Raw genomic sequence first — 15,958 nt, 5'->3', positions numbered from 1 at the left:
CGTGACTGCGGAGTATACGCCGCAGCCGCGGTCTCGCCCGGCCACCGCACGAGCCGAGGAGCGAAAAACGGAAGGGCGCCTGACCGGGAGGGGCGGCGTGTGGCTTCCGGGGGCGCTGCCGGCGCCTCAGACCACGAAGCGGCCGACGTTGTCCTGCAGTTCCCCGGCCAGCACTTCCAGACCGTGGGTCTGGCCGTCGGCACGGCGGGTGATGTCGGCATTCTGCTCCGCCATGCCGGCGATGCGTTCCACACCCTGCGCCACCGACTGGCTGGCGCTGCTCTGTTCGCGGGTGGCGGCGGCGATTTCCTTCATCGCATCGGCGGTGCGCTCGCTGTGATCGCTGATCACGCGCAGCACTTCGCCTGCTTCGCTCGCCAGATTCACGCCAAGATCGACCTGGCCGCTGACTTCGCTGATGCGGCGGACCACCTTGTCGGCGTCGGCCTGCACGCTGCTCACCATGCTGGCGATTTCCTGAGTGGAGGCAGCGGTGCGTTCAGCCAGCTTGCGCACTTCGTCGGCCACCACCGCGAAACCGCGGCCGGACTCGCCGGCGCGGGCGGCTTCGATGGCGGCATTGAGCGCCAGCAGATTGGTCTGTTCGGCGATCTCCTGGATGATGCGGCCGACGTTGGAAATTTCGCGGGTGCGTCCGGCCAGATCGCTGACCGCGGTCGAGGCGTCGCTGATTTCGGCGGCGATGCGCTGCATGCCGTCCACCATGCTGGCCAGTTTGCGTTCGCCGTCGCTGGCCGCGGTGCGCGCTTCACGCGTGATGCCGTCAGCCACGCCGGCGCTGTCGGCGACATGGGTGATGCTGACTGAGAGCTGCTCGATTGCGGCGGCCAGGCCGGCGGCTGCGCTGCTCTGTTCGGTCGAACCGCTGACCACTTCGGACGAACCTGCTCGCAGGCTGCGCGCGGCGTCGCCCACCGCGCGTGCCGCGTCGGCGGTGGCGGTGATGAGGCTGGCGGTCTTGCGGGTGGCTTCGTTCATCTGCAGCGAAATCAGGTCCAGCTCGTTGTGGCTTTCGCCGCTGATCACCGGCAGGCGCTGGCTGAAGTCGCCGTTGCCGAGGCGGGTCATTGCGGCCGACACGTCACGCAGGCGTGACAGCCGGCTGCGGGCCAGCCACCAGGTCATGCCTGCGAACAGCAGGCCGGCGGCGACGCAGAAGCCGATCAGCAGATTGCGCAGGTGGGTGGTGTCGCGGGTGAATTCATCGACGTGGGCGCCGGAGGACACGATCCAGCCCCATTTGTCGGACTTGCGGAAGGCGGCGATCTTGGGTGACATCGAACCGTCGGCAGTCGGCCAATCGTAGATGTGGTCGCCTTCCTGCTGCTTGATCTGTTCGGCGATCACCCGGGTGAGCTCCGGATTGCCGATGTCCTTCATTGCCTTGCCCGCGTGTTTCGGGTGGTAGAGCATCTGCGTACTGTCGGCGTCGTTGCCCGGCTTGATCACGTGGATGTAGCCGGTTTCGCCGACCTTGATGGTTTTCAGCGAAGCGAACAGCTGGTCGATCACCGACTGCACGTCCACCCGCGCTGACAGCGCCCCGGCCACGCGGCCGGTGCTGTCCTTGATCGGTTCCAGCGAAGAAATGAAGAAGCGGCCGTTGCGCTCGACCACGCCGCGATAGCTGTCGCCCTTCAGCAGGGCCTCGGTTTCCGGCCCGGCCTTGATGGCAACCCCGGCCTGCGACTTGCCGTCCTTGTCCTTCAGCAGCGTGGCCACGCGGACGAATTCGTCACCCACCCGCACCATCACCGCCGGATCGGCACCGGTCAGGTCGCGGATGTGCTTCATCCGGTTCTCGTCGCCATTGAGTGCAACCGCGCCGACGCGGGCCACGCGTACCGCGGGGTGGTTGCCCATTGCCACCGTATCGTCGCTGACCGTCACCTCGCCACCGAGTGCGCGCTTGAACGCCGCCATGCCCTTTTCGGCATTCGTCATCGCGCCGTCGTAGCTCAGGTCCAGCAGCTTGGTGGTGGCGTCGGCCTGATCGCCAAGATGGGCACGGGTCTGGTCGATTGCCGTGCGATTGCTGGAAATCGAAACGACGGCAATCAGGCCGGTGAAGACGGTGAGGCAGAGCAGGCCGATCGAGCTGGACAGCTGGCTCACGACCGACAGGCGGTTGAATGCGAACATGACGGGGCTCCGGTCAGGTTTCCAAACAGGTGGTGTGCGCACCGGTGAGGCGCGACTTCGTGCATGAACTACGGCAGGAAGTCACGAAACTGGAGTCAGTCCGCCCTCTCCACGGTGAATCCCTGTGCCGACAGGCGTGACAGCATGCCGTCCGCCCCGGTCAGATGCGCGGCGCCGAAGGCCGCGAACACGCCGCCCTGGCGCAGTTCCGGCAGCAGACGCTGTTCGAAGCGCGCGTTACGCGCGCCCAGCAGCGCCTGCAGGAAGCGCTGGCCGTGCAGCTTCAGCGACGGCTCCACCGACATGAGCCGGGTGTTGATGCGCGCCAGTTCTCCGATGTCGCCGGCCAGCCAGGCACGGGTCATCGGCTCGATGCCGGCCTGTATCAGGTCGTGTCTGCGTGAGGCGTCGATCAGCAGCGCGATCTGGGTGTCTTCCGGCAGCAGTGCGATCGCGTCTATCTGTTCCTGCACCTGTTCGATTGCCTGCACCGGCACGCGCCGGGCGCGTGCGACATCGATCAGCGCCTCGTCCAGTGACGGCTGCTGCGCACTGACCGGCTGCAGCAGCGTGATCAGCGCCGCCCAGGGGCGCAATCGCGGCGCCACCCGCGCATCCACGCCGTGCAGGGCCAGCGCCTGTTCGATGCGTGGCCATTTCGCCTTGCCCACCCGGCGCGGCAGGTCGTCGCTGCCATAGACACTGGCCGCCATATAGATGCTGACCGCCTCGGCGTCGGTCACCAGCTCCGGCATGAACAGGCGAGCGCCTGCGATCGGCCCGCGCAGCGCCTCGACCCGCGCCAGCACTCGCGGGTCGCCACTGTGCAGCGTGCCGTAAAGAAAGCCGGGCGCCACGCCTTCGATGCTCACCCGCCACAGCAGGCCGCGCTCGAAGGCGGCGGGCGCGGCGCGCGCGAATGCAGGGGCGGCGGTCAGTGCCGCAGCCTGCAGCAGGAAGGCGCGCCGGCCGGTCATGACTAGAGCACCCAGGCGCCGCGTATCGCGGCAATGCCGTGCGCGCCGCAGGTCTGGGCCTGCGCCAGATGGCTGTCGTCCAGACCGCCGATGGCGAACACCGGCAGCGGGCTGCCGGCGACCAGCGCGGCGAAACCGTCCCAGCCCAGCGTGTCGCCGCCCGGGTGGGTCGCGGTGGGCAGCACCGATCCGGCCACCGCGTAATCCAGCCCCAGCCGTGCGGCCTGTGCCAGTTCTGAAGCCGTGTGGCAGGAGGCGCCCACCCATTCGAAGTCAGGGCGTGCCGCCAGCTCGGCCAGCTGGGCGGCCTTCAGGTGCACGCCGTCGGCACCCAGTGCCTGCGCCACCGCCACCGGGCCGTTCAGCACTGCCGGGCAGCCGTGATCGCGGGCGATGCCTATCGCCTCGCGTGCGAAATCGAGCGTGGCGGCGTCCAGCACCGGTTCGCGGATCTGCAGCATGAGCCGGTCGCGGCGGCAGGCCTGGCGCAGCGCATCGAGCTGGGCGGCGGCACCGATCTGGAAGGCGTGGGTGACCGCCATCCGCGCTGGCAGGCGCAGCGATTTCATGACCGGGCCGTTGGCCGGCAGCATGGGCGACACGGTGAGCGCGTCGGCGGTCTGCCAGGCCAGTGCGCTGTGCACATGGTCATGCACCCGGCCGTTCCAGCGCTCGACGCGGAAGAAGTGCAGCCGCACATGCGCGTGTTCGTACTCGTGCGACAGCGTGATCCAGGGCGTGCAGTGCTCGACGCGGATGCCCAGTTCCTCGTCCAGTTCGCGCTTCAGCGCATCCATCGGCGCTTCGCCCTTCTCGACCTTGCCACCCGGGAATTCCCAGTAGCCCGGGTAGAAGGTGCCGGGCGCGCGCTGGCCGAGCAGGAACTCTCGCCCCTGCGGCGCGTCGCGGAAGATGACCGCGGCGGCCACCGCCACCTGCTTGCGTTCGCTCATCGAGCGCCCCGGGCAGGCGCGGACACCGCGTGCTGGCCGGCCCAGTCGCGGGCGAACTGCCAGGCCACGCGGCCGCTGCGGGCGCCGCGCTCGATCGACCACAGCAGTGCGGCGCTGCGCGCGGCGGCGATCTGGTCGGCGTCCAGCCCGAAGCTCTTGAGCCAGTGGTTCACGATGTTCAGGTAGGCGTCCTGATCGAAGGGGTAGAAAGAGAGCCACAGGCCGAAACGCTCGGACAGCGACACCTTTTCCTCGATCGCCTCGCCCGGGTGCACTTCGCCGTCGACATGCCGGGCCTCGCGGTTTTCCGAGAAGTACTCGGGCATCAGGTGGCGACGGTTGGAGGTGGCGTAGATGAGCACGTTGTCCAGCACCGCCGATACCGAGCCGTCGAGAATGCTTTTCAGCGCCTTGTAACCGGGTTCGCCCGATTCGAAGGACAGGTCGTCGCAGTAGATGATGAAGCGCTCGGGCCGGTTCGCGATCAGGTCGGTGATGTCTGGCAGGTCGGTCAGGTCGTCGCGGTCGACCTCGATCAGCCGCAGGCCCTTCTTCGCGTACTCGTTCAGCAGCGCCTTCACCAGCGAGCTCTTGCCGGTGCCGCGCGCGCCGGTCAGCAGTACGTTGTTGGCCGGCTTGCCTTCGACGAACTGCTTCGTGTTGGCCTTGATGCGCGCCTTCTGTACGTCGATGTCGCGCAGGTCGGCCAGACGCAGCCGGTGCGGATGGGCCACCGTTTCCAGCCGGCCGCGGCCATTGACGCGGCGCCAGCGGAAGGCGATCGCCTTCCAGTCCGGCGCAACCGGCGGCGGCGGCAGAATGTGCTCCAGCCGGTCGAACAGCGCGTGCGCGCGGGCGATCAGGCCCTCGAAACCGTCAGCGCTGGCCATCGTCGTCCTTCCTTTCGGTCGGGTCGATGCGGGCCTTGTCCTTCTTTGGCAGGGTCCACCAGAGGATGAACAGGAAGAGCGCCAGCGCGGTGCCGGCCTCGAGCAGGAATAACCACATGGAACGGAGCTTTCATCATCGCACCGGCCCTTGGGCGCGGTGCTCGTTATCATGGCGCACTCGGCGCCGCGGGCGCATCAATCTAATTAAATCCCGATGTTCCAGCAAATCCGCCTGCGCACCGCCGGCGTACTGATGACGGTCACTCTGCTGCTGGCGGCCTGCGCCGGCACGCCGCAGGCCCCGTCCAGACCTGCACCGAAGCCCGAATTGGCGCCGGCCGTGAGCGTGCCCGCGCCGGTCGTGTGTCCGCCGCTGCAGACGCCGGCACCGGCCGCGGCCGCCTGTCCGGCGTGTCCGGCCGCGCCCGCCTGTGCCGCCTGCCCGGTCTGTCCGACCGTGCCGGCGCCCGAAACCAAGCCGCTGCCACCGAGGTTGCAGCCGGCGGACTGGTCGGCGCTCGAAGGCTGGCAGGACGACGACCTGCGCGAATCGCTGCCGGCGCTGCGCGCGTCCTGCAGCGCGGTGGCCAACAAGCCGGGCTGGAGCGAGCCGTGCGCGGCGCTGGTCATGCTGGACCCGAACGACCGCGGCGCGGTGCGCGCTTTCTACGAAGCCTTCTTCCGTCCGTGGCAGCTGCTCAACGGCGACGGCAGCGATCAGGGGCTGATCACCGGCTATTACGAGCCGCTGCTGAAAGCCAGCCGCAGCCGGGGCGGCGCCTACCGGCACGCCATCCACGCGGTGCCGGACGACCTGCTGGTGATCGACCTGTCGGCGGTCAATCCGGACCTGAAGAACATGCGGCTGCGCGGCCGGCTGGAAGGGCGCAAGGTGGTGCCCTACTGGAGCCGTGCCGAACTGGACGCGCGCGCCGCGGAGCTGGACCGCAAGGCGCTGTTCTGGGCGGCCGACGCGCTGGACGTGTTCTTCCTGCAGGTGCAGGGCTCGGGTCAGGTCGAACTGCCGGACGGCAGCCGGGTGCGCGTGGGCTACGCCGACCAGAACGGTCATCCGTACGCCTCCATCGGCCGCTGGCTGGTGGATCAGGGCGAACTTAAGCTGGAACAGGCGTCGATGCAGGGCATACGCGACTGGGCGCGTGCCAACCCGTCGCGGGTGGCGGCGATGATGGCCGCCAATCCGAGCTATGTGTTCTTCCGCGAACTGCCGATCGGCAAACAGGCGCCCGGCCTGCCTGAAGGCCCGCTCGGCGCGCTCGGCGTACCGATCGCCGGCGGCCGTGTGGTCGCGGTGGACCCGCGCGCGGTACCGCTGGGCGCGCCGGTGTGGCTCAGCACCACCCGGCCCAACAGCAGCCAGCCGCTGCGCCGGCTCATGATGGCGCAGGACACCGGTGGTGCGATCAAGGGTGGCGTGCGCGCCGACTTCTTCTGGGGCTTCGGCCCGGAAGCCGGAGCCCAGGCTGGCCGGATGAAACAGCAGGGCCGCATGTGGGTGCTGCTGCCGAACGGCGTGACGCCGGGCAACTGAGCGCCTGCTGCCGCGCTCTCGGTGAGAGGGGCGTTCAGACCGGCGCCCTGCCGGTTTCGTGGCGAAAATCCGTGCCCTCGAGGGCGGGTCTTGCGGAGGTCGCGGTCACGGCGCCCCGTGCGTTCCGGATATCCGCCGGCTCAGCCGGCCGCCCGCGCCGGGTCCTGCGCTTCGGCGCGCAGCGTGAGGTGGTCGACCACGATGCTGCCGACGATGTCGCCTTCCACATTCACCACGGTGCGCAGCGAATCGAGGATGCGGTCTATCGGCAGCAGGATGGCGATCGCTTCGGCCGGCAGGCCGACCGACTGCAGCACCATGACCATGGTCACCATGCCGGCGCTTGGAATGCCCGGCGCACCGACCGCGGCCAGCATGGACATGACGCACACCACCACCTGCTGGCCCAGGCTCAGTTCGATGCCGGCCAGGCTGGCAATGAACAGCGCCGCGGCCGCTTCGTACAGCGCGGTGCCGTCCATGTTCATCGTCGTGCCGACCGGCACCACGAAGCCGACCGTGGCGGGGCGTACGCCGAAATTCTGCTGCGTTACGCGCATGGTGATCGGCATGGTTGCCGAGCTGGAGCTGGTGGCCAGCGCGGTGATGAAGGATTCGCGCCCGCCGCGCCACAGCGTCAGCGGGCTCACCTTCGTGATCAGCCACAGCAGGCCGGGCAGCACCACCACGCCGTGGAACAGCGTGGTCCCCAGCACCACCGCAATGAAGCGGGCCATGGTTTCGAGCAGCGCCATGTCCTGGGTGGCGATCAGTTTCGCCAGCAGCGCGGCAATGCCCCAGGGCGCCAGCCGCATGATGGCGCCGACGATGCGCAGCGACAGGTCCTGCATTTCTTCCATGCCGCGGCTGATCACCGGATAGCGCTCGCCAGCCTGCACCAGTGCGATGCCCAGAATGAGCGCGAACACCACCAGCGCCACGATGTCGCCATTGGCCAGCGCGGAAAACGGATTCCTGAACAGCCCGGTCAGGAACTGCTGGACGAATTCGGGAAAGGGCAGCTGCTTCGCCTGGAAGCCGGCCAGCGCGTCGGCGAACATGTCCAGATGCAGGCCGGCGGCCGGGTCGAACAGATGGGCGGCGCCCAGCCCGAGCAGCACAGCGATGGTGACCGTGAGCAGATAGAACAGCAGCGTGGTCACCCAGACGCGGCGGATGCTGCCGTGCTGCCTGAGCTGGGCCACGCCGACCACGATGGACGAGAACACCAGCGGCACCAGCACCATCTTGAGCAGCGCGATGAACACGCTGCCGATCAGCCCGGCGAGATAGAGGCCCTGCACCCGCAGTCCGGCGTCCGCCGGCTGTGCGCCCAGAAACATCCCCAGCACCAGGCCGGCGAGCGCTCCGATCAGAATCTGTGAATTGCCGGACAGCCGCATGCATCGTTCTCCGCGTTTTTTGCCGACCTTACCACCGGTGCGCCGGATGAAACCAAGCCCGTGCCGCGCAGTCGGAGTCGCAGCGCGCATCCTCCCCCGCCGACCGGAGCCCACCATGAGAACAACCGTTGCCGCCCTGCTGATCGCCAGCGCCGCCTGCAGTGCGCAGGCGATGAACATCGCCACCGCCATACAGACCACGGTGCGGGTGCAGGCGGAACAGCCGGATGGCTCGATTTCCATCGGCAGCGGCGTCGTGCTGCCGGGCGAGCGGGTGGCCACTGCCTGCCACGTCATCACCGGCGCGAAATCGCTGAAAGCCAGTTACCAGTACGTTGCGAAGCCGGCCAGCGTGGTGCGCCGCGACGACTGGCGCGACCTGTGCGTGCTGTCGGTGCCCGGTCTCGCGGCACCGGCGGCGAAGATCGCCCGCGCTGGCGACCTGAAGCCGGGTGACCGGCTGCTCGGTTTCAACGGCGCTTACGGCGTCGATGTGCGCCTGCTGGTCGGCGCACTCGACAAGACCTTCACGATGGATGGCGCACCGGTGATGCAGGTGAGCGTGCCGTTCGCCATCGGCGACAGCGGCGGCGGCCTGTTCAACGTGGCCGGCGAACTGGTGGGCATTCTCGCCTTCGTCGCGAAGACGGCCGGTGAGGAACGCTACGCGATACCGATCGAGTGGCTGGAGGCGGACATCGACCCGGCCCGCACCGTGCCGTTCTGGAAGGCGGCGCCGGCCGACATGCCGGGCTTTCTGCGGCCGGCGCCCTGACCTCCCTGACCTCTTTGCCGCCGCAATCGCGACGGGGGCGTCGCTCCCTCGGTCCTGCGCCACCGCTGCTACGCTAGCGGTCAATTCACCCAGCTCCGTCCATCGTGTCCCGCAAAAGCTATCGTCCCGTGGCCGCCGCGCCCGAAGCCGCCATCCGCCTGCGCGGCGTGCGGCAGAACAATCTGAAGAACCTCGACGTCGATTTCCCGCTCGGCAAGCTCACCGTGGTGACCGGCGTGTCCGGCTCCGGCAAGTCCTCGCTGGTGTTCGACACGCTGTACGCCGAAGGCCAGCGCCGCTACGTCGAAACCTTCTCGCCCTACGCGCGGCAGTTCCTCGACCGCATGGACGCGCCGCAGGTGGACCGCATCGAAGGCGTGCCGCCGGCGATCGCCATCGACCAGACCAATCAGGTGCGCACCTCGCGCTCGACGGTCGGCACGATGACCGAACTGAACGACCACCTGAAGCTGCTGTTCGCGCGGGTGGCCACGCTGCACTGCCGCTGCTGCGGCAAGCCGGTGCAGGCCGACACCGCCGACCGCATCGCGCACCGGATCGCCGAGCGCGCCGCCGCAGCGGGTGACCCGCGACTGGCGGTGACCGCGCCGGTCACCGTGCCCGACAACTTCACCGACGCCGAAGTGCAGGGCTGGCTGGAGCGTCAGGGTTACACCCGCATCCACGCGCGCGACGGCAATGTGCTGCAGGTGGTGCAGGACCGCTTCCGCGCCGGCAACGCCGGCGAATCGCGCATCGCCGAGGCGGTCGAGGCGGCGCTGAAGCTGGGGCACGGCCGCATGCACGTGCAATTGCTCGACAGCGAGGGCGGTGAGCGCTGGGCGTTCTCGAACACGCTGCACTGCGCCGACTGCGACATCGCCTACAGCCCGGCCATGCCGGCCACCTTCTCGTTCAATTCACCGATCGGCGCCTGCGAAACCTGTCGCGGCTTCGGTCGCGTGATCGGCATCGACTTCGGCCTGGTCATTCCGGACGGCCGCAAGACGCTGCGCGGCGGCGCGGTGAAGCCGTGGCAGACAGAGTCCTACAACGAGTGCCAGACCGATCTGGAAAAGCTGGCACCGAAGTACGGCGTGCCGCTGGACGTGCCGTTCAACGAGCTGTCGGCGGAGCACCGGCAGTGGGTGCTCGAAGGCGACCCGAAGTGGAAGAGCTGGCAGAAGTCCTGGCCCGGTACCTGGTACGGCGTGCGTCACTTCTTCGAGTGGCTGGAAACCAAGGCCTACAAGATGCACATCCGCGTGCTGCTGTCGCGCTACCGAGCCTATACCGAGTGCCCGGCCTGCGGCGGCAGCCGGCTCAAACCCGACGCCGCGCTGTGGAAGATCGAGGGGCAGTCGATACACGACCTGATGCGCTGGCCGGTGGTGAAGCTGCGCGCGATGATGGACGCGCTCGACCTGCCGCCGCCGCTGGATTCGGCCACCGAAGAGCTGATGGCGGAAATCCGTACCCGGCTCGGCTATCTGTGCACGGTCGGCCTGGGCTATCTGAACCTCGACCGCCAGTCGCGCACGCTGTCCGGTGGCGAGGTGCAGCGCATCAACCTCACGACGGCACTCGGCACCTCGCTGGTGAACACGCTGTTCGTGCTGGACGAGCCGTCGATCGGCCTGCACCCGCGCGACATGGAGCGGGTGATCGGCGTGATGCAGCGGCTGAAGGACGCCGGCAACACGCTGGTGGTGGTCGAGCACGACCCGCAGATCATGCGCCACGCCGACCGCCTGCTCGACATCGGTCCCGGCGCCGGCACGCGCGGCGGCCACATCGTGTTCGACGGCGCACCGGCGGCCATGGCCGGTGCCGACACGCTGACCGCTGACTATCTCGCCGGCCGCCGCAAGGTGGACGCCGCGCTCGGCAGTCGCCGCCCGGTCGATGCCGCCACGCCGCGCCTGCTGCTGCGCGGCGCACGCGCGCATAACCTGAAGAATGTCGACATCGCGGTCCCGCTCGGCCGGCTGGTCGCGGTGACCGGCGTGTCCGGCTCCGGCAAGTCCACGCTGATTCAGGACGTGCTGCACCCGGCGCTGCTGAAGCACTACGGCCGGCCGACCGAAGCGGCCGGCGAGCACGATGCGCTCGAAGGGCTGGAACACATCGCCGACGTGGTGATGGTGGACCAGTCGCCGATCGGCAAGAGCGCGCGTTCCAACCCGGTCACCCATGTCGGCGCCTTCGACCCGGTGCGCGAACTGTTCGCGCTGCAGGCCGAGGCGAAACAGCGCGGCTACACCGCCGGCACCTTCTCGTTCAACGCCGGCAAGGGCCGCTGCCCGACCTGCGGCGGTACCGGTTTCGAACACGTCGAAATGCAGTTCCTGTCCGACGTGTATCTGCGCTGCCCGGACTGTGACGGCAGCCGCTACCGCGCCGAGGTGAGGGAGATCCGGCTCGACGGCCGCAGCATTTCCGACGTGCTGGCGATGACGGTGCGCGATGCGCGGGACTGGCTGGGCGAACTGGCGACACACGAGCGCACGCTGAAGCGCCACGTCGACGCAGCGGTAAACGGCCTGCAGGCGCTGATCGACGTCGGCCTGGACTACGTGACGCTGGGCCAGCCTGTGCCCACGCTGTCTGGCGGCGAGGCGCAGCGGCTGAAGCTGGCCGGCTTCCTCGCCGAGGCGGCAAACGTGAAGGGCGCCAAGGGCGCGAAGAAAGGTTCTACGGAGGGCGGCACTCAGGGTGGCAAACTCTTCCTGCTGGACGAGCCGACCACCGGCCTGCACTTCGACGACATCGCGCGCCTGCTCGGCGCCTTCGCCAAGCTGCTCGACGCCGGCCACACGGTGCTGGTGATCGAGCACAACCTCGACGTGATTTCCGCCGCCGACTGGCTGATCGACCTCGGCCCGGAAGCGGGCGAGGACGGCGGCCAGCGCGTGTTCGAAGGCACGCCGGCGCAGATCGTCGGTTGCGCGGCGTCGCACACCGGGCGGGCGCTGGCCGAGTACCGGCTGGCCGACACCTTCACGCTGGCCACGCATGAGGCGGCGCCGGTCGAACAGCAGGACGCGGCACACAGTGCCTTGCGCGCCCGCGCCGCGCACAGCATCGTGGTGCACCGCGCGCGCGAGCACAATCTGAAGAACATCGAGGTCGACATTCCGCGCGAGCGCTTCACCGTGGTGACCGGCGTGTCCGGCTCCGGCAAGTCCACGCTGGCGTTCGACATCGTGTTCGGCGAGGGCCAGCGCCGCTACCTCGAATCGCTGAACGCCTACGCCCGCCAGTTCGTGCAGCCGGAGAGCAAGCCTGACGTCGATGGCGTGTTCGGCATTCCGCCGGCGGTGGCGATCGCCCAGCGCACCAGCCGCGGCGGGCGCAAGAGCACGGTGGCGACGCAGACCGAGATCTACCATTTCCTGCGCCTGATGTACGTGAAGCTGGGCGTGCAGCACTGCCCGGACTGCGGCTGCGCGATCGCGCCGCAGAGCGAGGACGCGATGGTGGCGCGCATCCTGCGCGAGCGGCGCGGCCAGCACATCGGCCTGCTGGCGCCGCTGGTGATCAACCGCAAGGGCTATTACACCGAACTGGCGCGCTGGGCGAAGTCACACGGCCACACCCATCTGCGGGTCGATGGCGAATTCCTGCCGACCTCGCCGTGGCCGCGGCTGGACCGCTTCAAGGAACACACGATAGAACTGCCGATCCGCGATTTCGTCGTGAACGAACGCGACGAACGCACGCTGCGCGACGCGGTGCGCCAGGCCCTCGAACACGGCAAGGGCGTGCTGCACCTGATGTCGCCGCTGGACCGCCTGGGCCAGCCGGACGCGCCGGTGCCGACGGTCGAGGTGTACTCGACCCAGCGCGCCTGCCCGAGCTGCGGCACCGGTTTCGCCGAACTCGACCCGCGCCTGTTCTCGTTCAATTCGAAACATGGCTGGTGTTCGAAGTGCATGGGCACCGGCCTCAAACTGCAGGGTTTCGACGCGGAACAGACCGGCGAAGAAGCGACCTGGAACGAGTGGCAGGAAGGGGAGCCGGAAGAATGCCCGGCCTGCGACGGTGAGCGGCTGAACCCGGTCGCGCGCAACGTGAAGCTGTTCGGCCAGTCCATCGCGCAGCTGAGCGCGCAGCCGGTGTCGTCGCTGCAGACGGCGATTGCCGGCTGGTCGCTTGAAGGCCGCGAAGGCGAAATCGCGCGCGACGTGATCGCGGAACTGAACAGCCGGCTGCATTTCCTGAGCGAAGTCGGCCTCGGCTATCTGTCGCTGGACCGCGCCGCACCGACGCTGTCCGGCGGCGAGGCGCAGCGCATCCGGCTCGCCGCCCAGCTCGGCTCGAACCTGCGCGGCGTGTGTTACGTGCTGGACGAACCCACCATCGGCCTGCACCCGCGCGACAACCAGGTGCTGCTCGACACGTTGGTGAAGCTGCGCGACAAGGGCAACACGCTGCTGGTGGTCGAGCACGACGAAGACACCATCCTGCGCGCAGACCACGTGATCGACCTCGGCCCGGGCGCCGGCCGGCTCGGCGGCGAGGTGATCGCCGAAGGTCATGCCAGCGATCTGGCGAAGAACGCGGAGTCCATCACCGGCCGTTTCCTGGCCCGTCCGCTGGACCACAGTTTCAAGGCGCGCCGGCCGGTCAGCGATGACACGCCTTCGCTGCTCGTGCGCGGCGCCACGCTGCACAACCTGAAAGGCATGGACGTGCGGGTGCCGCTCGGCCGGCTGGTCGTGATGACCGGCGTGTCCGGCTCCGGCAAGTCGTCACTTGCGCGCGACGTGCTGCGCGATGGGGTGGCGGCGCGGCTGAACGATCCGAAGGCCGTGCTGACCGGCTGCACCGACATCGAAGGCTGGGGTGCGCTCGGCCGGGTGCTCGAAGTGGATCAGACGCCGATCGGCAAGACGCCGCGTTCCTGCCCGGCCACCTACATCGGCTTCTGGGACCAGATCCGCAAGCTGTACGCCGACACCCAGGACGCGCGCGAACGCGGTTTCACCGCTGCGCGCTTCTCGTTCAACACCGGCCCCGGCCGCTGCCCGGTGTGCGAGGGGCAGGGCCTGCGCCAGATCGAAATGTCCTTCCTGCCGGACGTGCGGGTGCTGTGCGAAGCCTGCAACGGCGCGCGTTTCAACTCGGAAACGCGGGCGGTCATCTGGCGGGGCAAGAGCATTGCCGACGTGCTGGCAATGAGCGTGGACGAGGCGGTGGAGTTCTTCGCCGCCCACCGCAAGCTGGCCGACACGCTGAAGCTGATGCAGGAGGTCGGGCTGGGCTATCTGACGCTGGGCCAGCACAGCCCGACGCTTTCCGGCGGCGAGGCGCAGCGCATGAAGCTGGTGACCGAACTGGCCAAATCACCGGCCGACGCGAACGACCCGGCGAACGCCCGGCGCGGCCGTGGCAATCCGCACACGCTCTACGTACTGGACGAGCCGACCACCGGACTGCACATGGCCGATATCGCCAAGCTGATCGGCGTGCTGCACCGGCTGGTGGATGCCGGTCATTCGGTGGTGGTGATCGAGCACGACCTCGACCTGATGGCGGAAGCCGACTGGATCGTCGACCTCGGTCCGGAAGGCGGGGAGGGCGGCGGCCGTGTGGTGGCTGCCGGCGCACCGGCCGACCTGCTGGCGCAGGCGGCGGTGTCGCATACCGCGCGCGAACTGGCGCGCTTCAGGCAGGCGCGCGACGCGCGCGCCTGAGACGGGTTCAGACCGGCAGTGCGCGGCGGCGGCGGGTGGCAAACGCTGCCACGCCAGCCAGGGCGATCAGGGCCAGCGCGCCCGGTTCCGGCACCGATTCGGCTGTGGCGGCGGCCAGCGGCGGCTTCGGCAGTTCGTAGAAGCGGATCACGTCCTGTGCCGTGGCGCTGGCGAAGATGTCGAAGCCGAATCGGGTCTGCTGCTGCGGCAGTGCATTGAGCCACTGCTGCGCCAGTGCGAGCGAACCGTCGGTTGCGCCCCAGGCCTTGAACGTGTTCTTCGACAGATCGAGGTTGTGGCTGGTCTCGTTGACGATTTCCCACACCGCGAGCTGGAAGGCGGCGGACGACACGCTGTTGTTCAGCGCCTGGTCATAGGCGATGGACGCCAGATTGCCCAGCATGGCGCCGCGCTCGGCCGACAGTGAGCCGTACTGTGCCAGCGTGACCTGGGTGTAGTCATTCACGGTCACGCCCAGTTTGGCCGGCTGGAAGATGTCGATGCACCAGGACACGAAGTTCTGCAGCGCCGGGTCGCTGGAACCCGTCAGTGACGAGTGGAAGCCGCCGGCATTCAGCTGGCCGTTCAGGCGTGGCGTCAGGTTGGCGAAGCGCACGGTGGTCGCCGGGCCGGTGACGGCATAGTCGCTGAGCAGCAGCGGCGCGGCCTGTGCGGTGGAGCAGGCGGCGATACCTGCGATGACCAGCGGGCGGAACAGGGAGCGGAGTTTCATTGCGTGCCTTCACTGCTTTGTCGGATTGGTTCGCACAGTACCGGCAGCGTCGCGCCCGCCGATAGCGACTAATTCAACACTTGCCGGGTCTTCACAATCTGAAGCATTCGTTGCGCACTGTGCCTTTCGCCTACGTCGGCACTTCATCCCGTCCTACAGGTCGCCGCCCGGCGGACTGCCATCCTGAACGCAGGAATATCCGATTACAGGTCCAGGTGCACCGCTTTGCGCTTCGCGCGTTGAAGGAGGCACCCGTTAAGGAGAAAGGACGATGAAAGCACTGATGATGGCGCTCGCTCTGAGCGCGACGGCCGGTTCTGCGATGGCGGCGGATGTCGGGGTGTCGATCTCGATCGGCCAGCCCGGTTTCTACGGCCACATCGACATCGGCGACTACTACCCGCGTCCGCAGCTGATCTATCCGCAACCGGTGGTGATCGTGCCGGGGGCGGTGATGGCGCCTGTATACATGCACGTGCCGCCGGGCCACGCCAAAAACTGGCGCAAGTACTGCGGCCGTTACGAGGCCTGTGGCCGGCCGGTCTATTTCGTCCAGGACCGCTGGTACAACGATGTGTATGTGCCGCGCTATCGCGAACGGCATGAGCATCACGAGGCGCGTTACGACGATCGCCGCGACTGGCGGGACGACCGTGGCGGATACCAGGGGCGCGGCGACCGCGACGACGACCGGCATGAACGCGGTGGCCGGGGACATGGAAACGGAAATGGAAAGGGGCATGGTCATGGACATGGCCGCGACTGAATGCAGCGGGCGGGGTCGCTCGCGCGGCGATGCAGGGAAATATTCCC

At 68.4% G+C, this 15,958-nt stretch carries 11 protein-coding genes; 4 read left to right on the top strand and 7 right to left on the bottom strand.

Annotated features, from left to right (window positions below; genetic code table 11):
- Positions 1-126: 126 nt before the first annotated feature.
- The 5 genes from METUNV2_RS0116540 to METUNV2_RS20250 form a co-directional block, all read right to left on the bottom strand.
- The gene (locus tag METUNV2_RS0116540; protein WP_018230587.1) at positions 127-2,163 is read right to left on the bottom strand and encodes a methyl-accepting chemotaxis protein; all 2,037 of its coding nucleotides are present in this window, start codon (positions 2,161-2,163) and stop codon (positions 127-129) included.
- 95 nt (positions 2,164-2,258) lie between these two features.
- The gene (locus METUNV2_RS0116535; protein ID WP_018230586.1) at positions 2,259-3,140 is read right to left on the bottom strand and encodes a TraB/GumN family protein; all 882 of its coding nucleotides are present in this window, start codon (positions 3,138-3,140) and stop codon (positions 2,259-2,261) included.
- Between the two features lie 2 nt (positions 3,141-3,142).
- The gene (locus tag METUNV2_RS0116530) at positions 3,143-4,093 is read right to left on the bottom strand and encodes a Nudix family hydrolase (RefSeq protein ID WP_018230585.1); all 951 of its coding nucleotides are present in this window, start codon (positions 4,091-4,093) and stop codon (positions 3,143-3,145) included.
- Positions 4,090-4,983, bottom strand: a complete 894-nt coding sequence (locus tag METUNV2_RS0116525) for an ATP-binding protein (RefSeq protein WP_018230584.1) — start codon at positions 4,981-4,983, stop codon at positions 4,090-4,092. Before METUNV2_RS0116525 ends, METUNV2_RS0116530 begins: the two co-directional genes overlap by 4 nt.
- Positions 4,970-5,101, bottom strand: a complete 132-nt coding sequence (locus METUNV2_RS20250; RefSeq protein WP_018230583.1) for a hypothetical protein — start codon at positions 5,099-5,101, stop codon at positions 4,970-4,972. Before METUNV2_RS20250 ends, METUNV2_RS0116525 begins: the two co-directional genes overlap by 14 nt.
- A gap of 96 nt (positions 5,102-5,197) precedes the next feature.
- On the opposite strand from METUNV2_RS20250, the gene mltA reads away from it, so the two are divergent.
- The gene (gene mltA, locus METUNV2_RS0116515; protein ID WP_018230582.1) at positions 5,198-6,535 is read left to right on the top strand and encodes a murein transglycosylase A; all 1,338 of its coding nucleotides are present in this window, start codon (positions 5,198-5,200) and stop codon (positions 6,533-6,535) included.
- Between the two features lie 140 nt (positions 6,536-6,675).
- Here the strand turns inward: mltA and METUNV2_RS0116510 are convergent, their stop codons facing one another.
- Positions 6,676-7,938, bottom strand: coding sequence for a dicarboxylate/amino acid:cation symporter (locus METUNV2_RS0116510; RefSeq protein WP_018230581.1), 1,263 nt, complete (start codon positions 7,936-7,938; stop codon positions 6,676-6,678).
- 115 nt (positions 7,939-8,053) lie between these two features.
- Here METUNV2_RS0116510 and METUNV2_RS0116505 point away from each other — a divergent pair, with 115 nt between their 5' ends.
- Together METUNV2_RS0116505 and uvrA are read left to right on the top strand one after the other, a co-directional pair.
- Positions 8,054-8,713: a S1 family peptidase gene (locus METUNV2_RS0116505; protein ID WP_018230580.1), complete on the top strand. Its 660-nt coding sequence runs from the start codon at positions 8,054-8,056 to the stop codon at positions 8,711-8,713.
- Positions 8,714-8,841: 128 nt separating this feature from the next.
- Positions 8,842-14,412: an excinuclease ABC subunit UvrA gene (uvrA, locus tag METUNV2_RS0116500; RefSeq protein WP_018230579.1), complete on the top strand. Its 5,571-nt coding sequence runs from the start codon at positions 8,842-8,844 to the stop codon at positions 14,410-14,412.
- 7 nt (positions 14,413-14,419) lie between these two features.
- Here uvrA and METUNV2_RS0116495 read toward each other — a convergent pair whose 3' ends face one another.
- Positions 14,420-15,145 (bottom strand): PEP-CTERM sorting domain-containing protein, encoded by a 726-nt coding sequence (locus tag METUNV2_RS0116495; RefSeq protein WP_018230578.1) that lies wholly within the window; start codon positions 15,143-15,145, stop codon positions 14,420-14,422.
- Positions 15,146-15,416: 271 nt separating this feature from the next.
- Here METUNV2_RS0116495 and METUNV2_RS0116490 point away from each other — a divergent pair, with 271 nt between their 5' ends.
- A complete protein-coding gene (locus tag METUNV2_RS0116490; RefSeq protein WP_018230577.1) occupies positions 15,417-15,911 on the top strand; it encodes a hypothetical protein in 495 nt (164 codons plus the stop codon).
- Positions 15,912-15,958 lie beyond the last annotated feature (47 nt).

This window comes from Methyloversatilis universalis EHg5, from assembly GCF_000378945.1.
GTDB lineage: Bacteria > Pseudomonadota > Gammaproteobacteria > Burkholderiales > Rhodocyclaceae > Methyloversatilis > Methyloversatilis universalis_A.
This window is presented reverse-complemented; position numbering and strand designations above follow the sequence as displayed.

Coding starts and splice junctions, on each gene's coding strand:
- METUNV2_RS0116540 (WP_018230587.1), bottom strand. CDS start 2,163: ATGTTCGCATTCAACCGCCTGTCGGTCGTGAGCCAGCTGTCCAGCTCG.
- METUNV2_RS0116535 (WP_018230586.1), bottom strand. CDS start 3,140: ATGACCGGCCGGCGCGCCTTCCTGCTGCAGGCTGCGGCACTGACCGCC.
- METUNV2_RS0116530 (WP_018230585.1), bottom strand. CDS start 4,093: ATGAGCGAACGCAAGCAGGTGGCGGTGGCCGCCGCGGTCATCTTCCGC.
- METUNV2_RS0116525 (WP_018230584.1), bottom strand. CDS start 4,983: ATGGCCAGCGCTGACGGTTTCGAGGGCCTGATCGCCCGCGCGCACGCG.
- METUNV2_RS20250 (WP_018230583.1), bottom strand. CDS start 5,101: ATGTGGTTATTCCTGCTCGAGGCCGGCACCGCGCTGGCGCTCTTCCTG.
- mltA (WP_018230582.1), top strand. CDS start 5,198: ATGTTCCAGCAAATCCGCCTGCGCACCGCCGGCGTACTGATGACGGTC.
- METUNV2_RS0116510 (WP_018230581.1), bottom strand. CDS start 7,938: ATGCGGCTGTCCGGCAATTCACAGATTCTGATCGGAGCGCTCGCCGGC.
- METUNV2_RS0116505 (WP_018230580.1), top strand. CDS start 8,054: ATGAGAACAACCGTTGCCGCCCTGCTGATCGCCAGCGCCGCCTGCAGT.
- METUNV2_RS0116495 (WP_018230578.1), bottom strand. CDS start 15,145: ATGAAACTCCGCTCCCTGTTCCGCCCGCTGGTCATCGCAGGTATCGCC.
- METUNV2_RS0116490 (WP_018230577.1), top strand. CDS start 15,417: ATGAAAGCACTGATGATGGCGCTCGCTCTGAGCGCGACGGCCGGTTCT.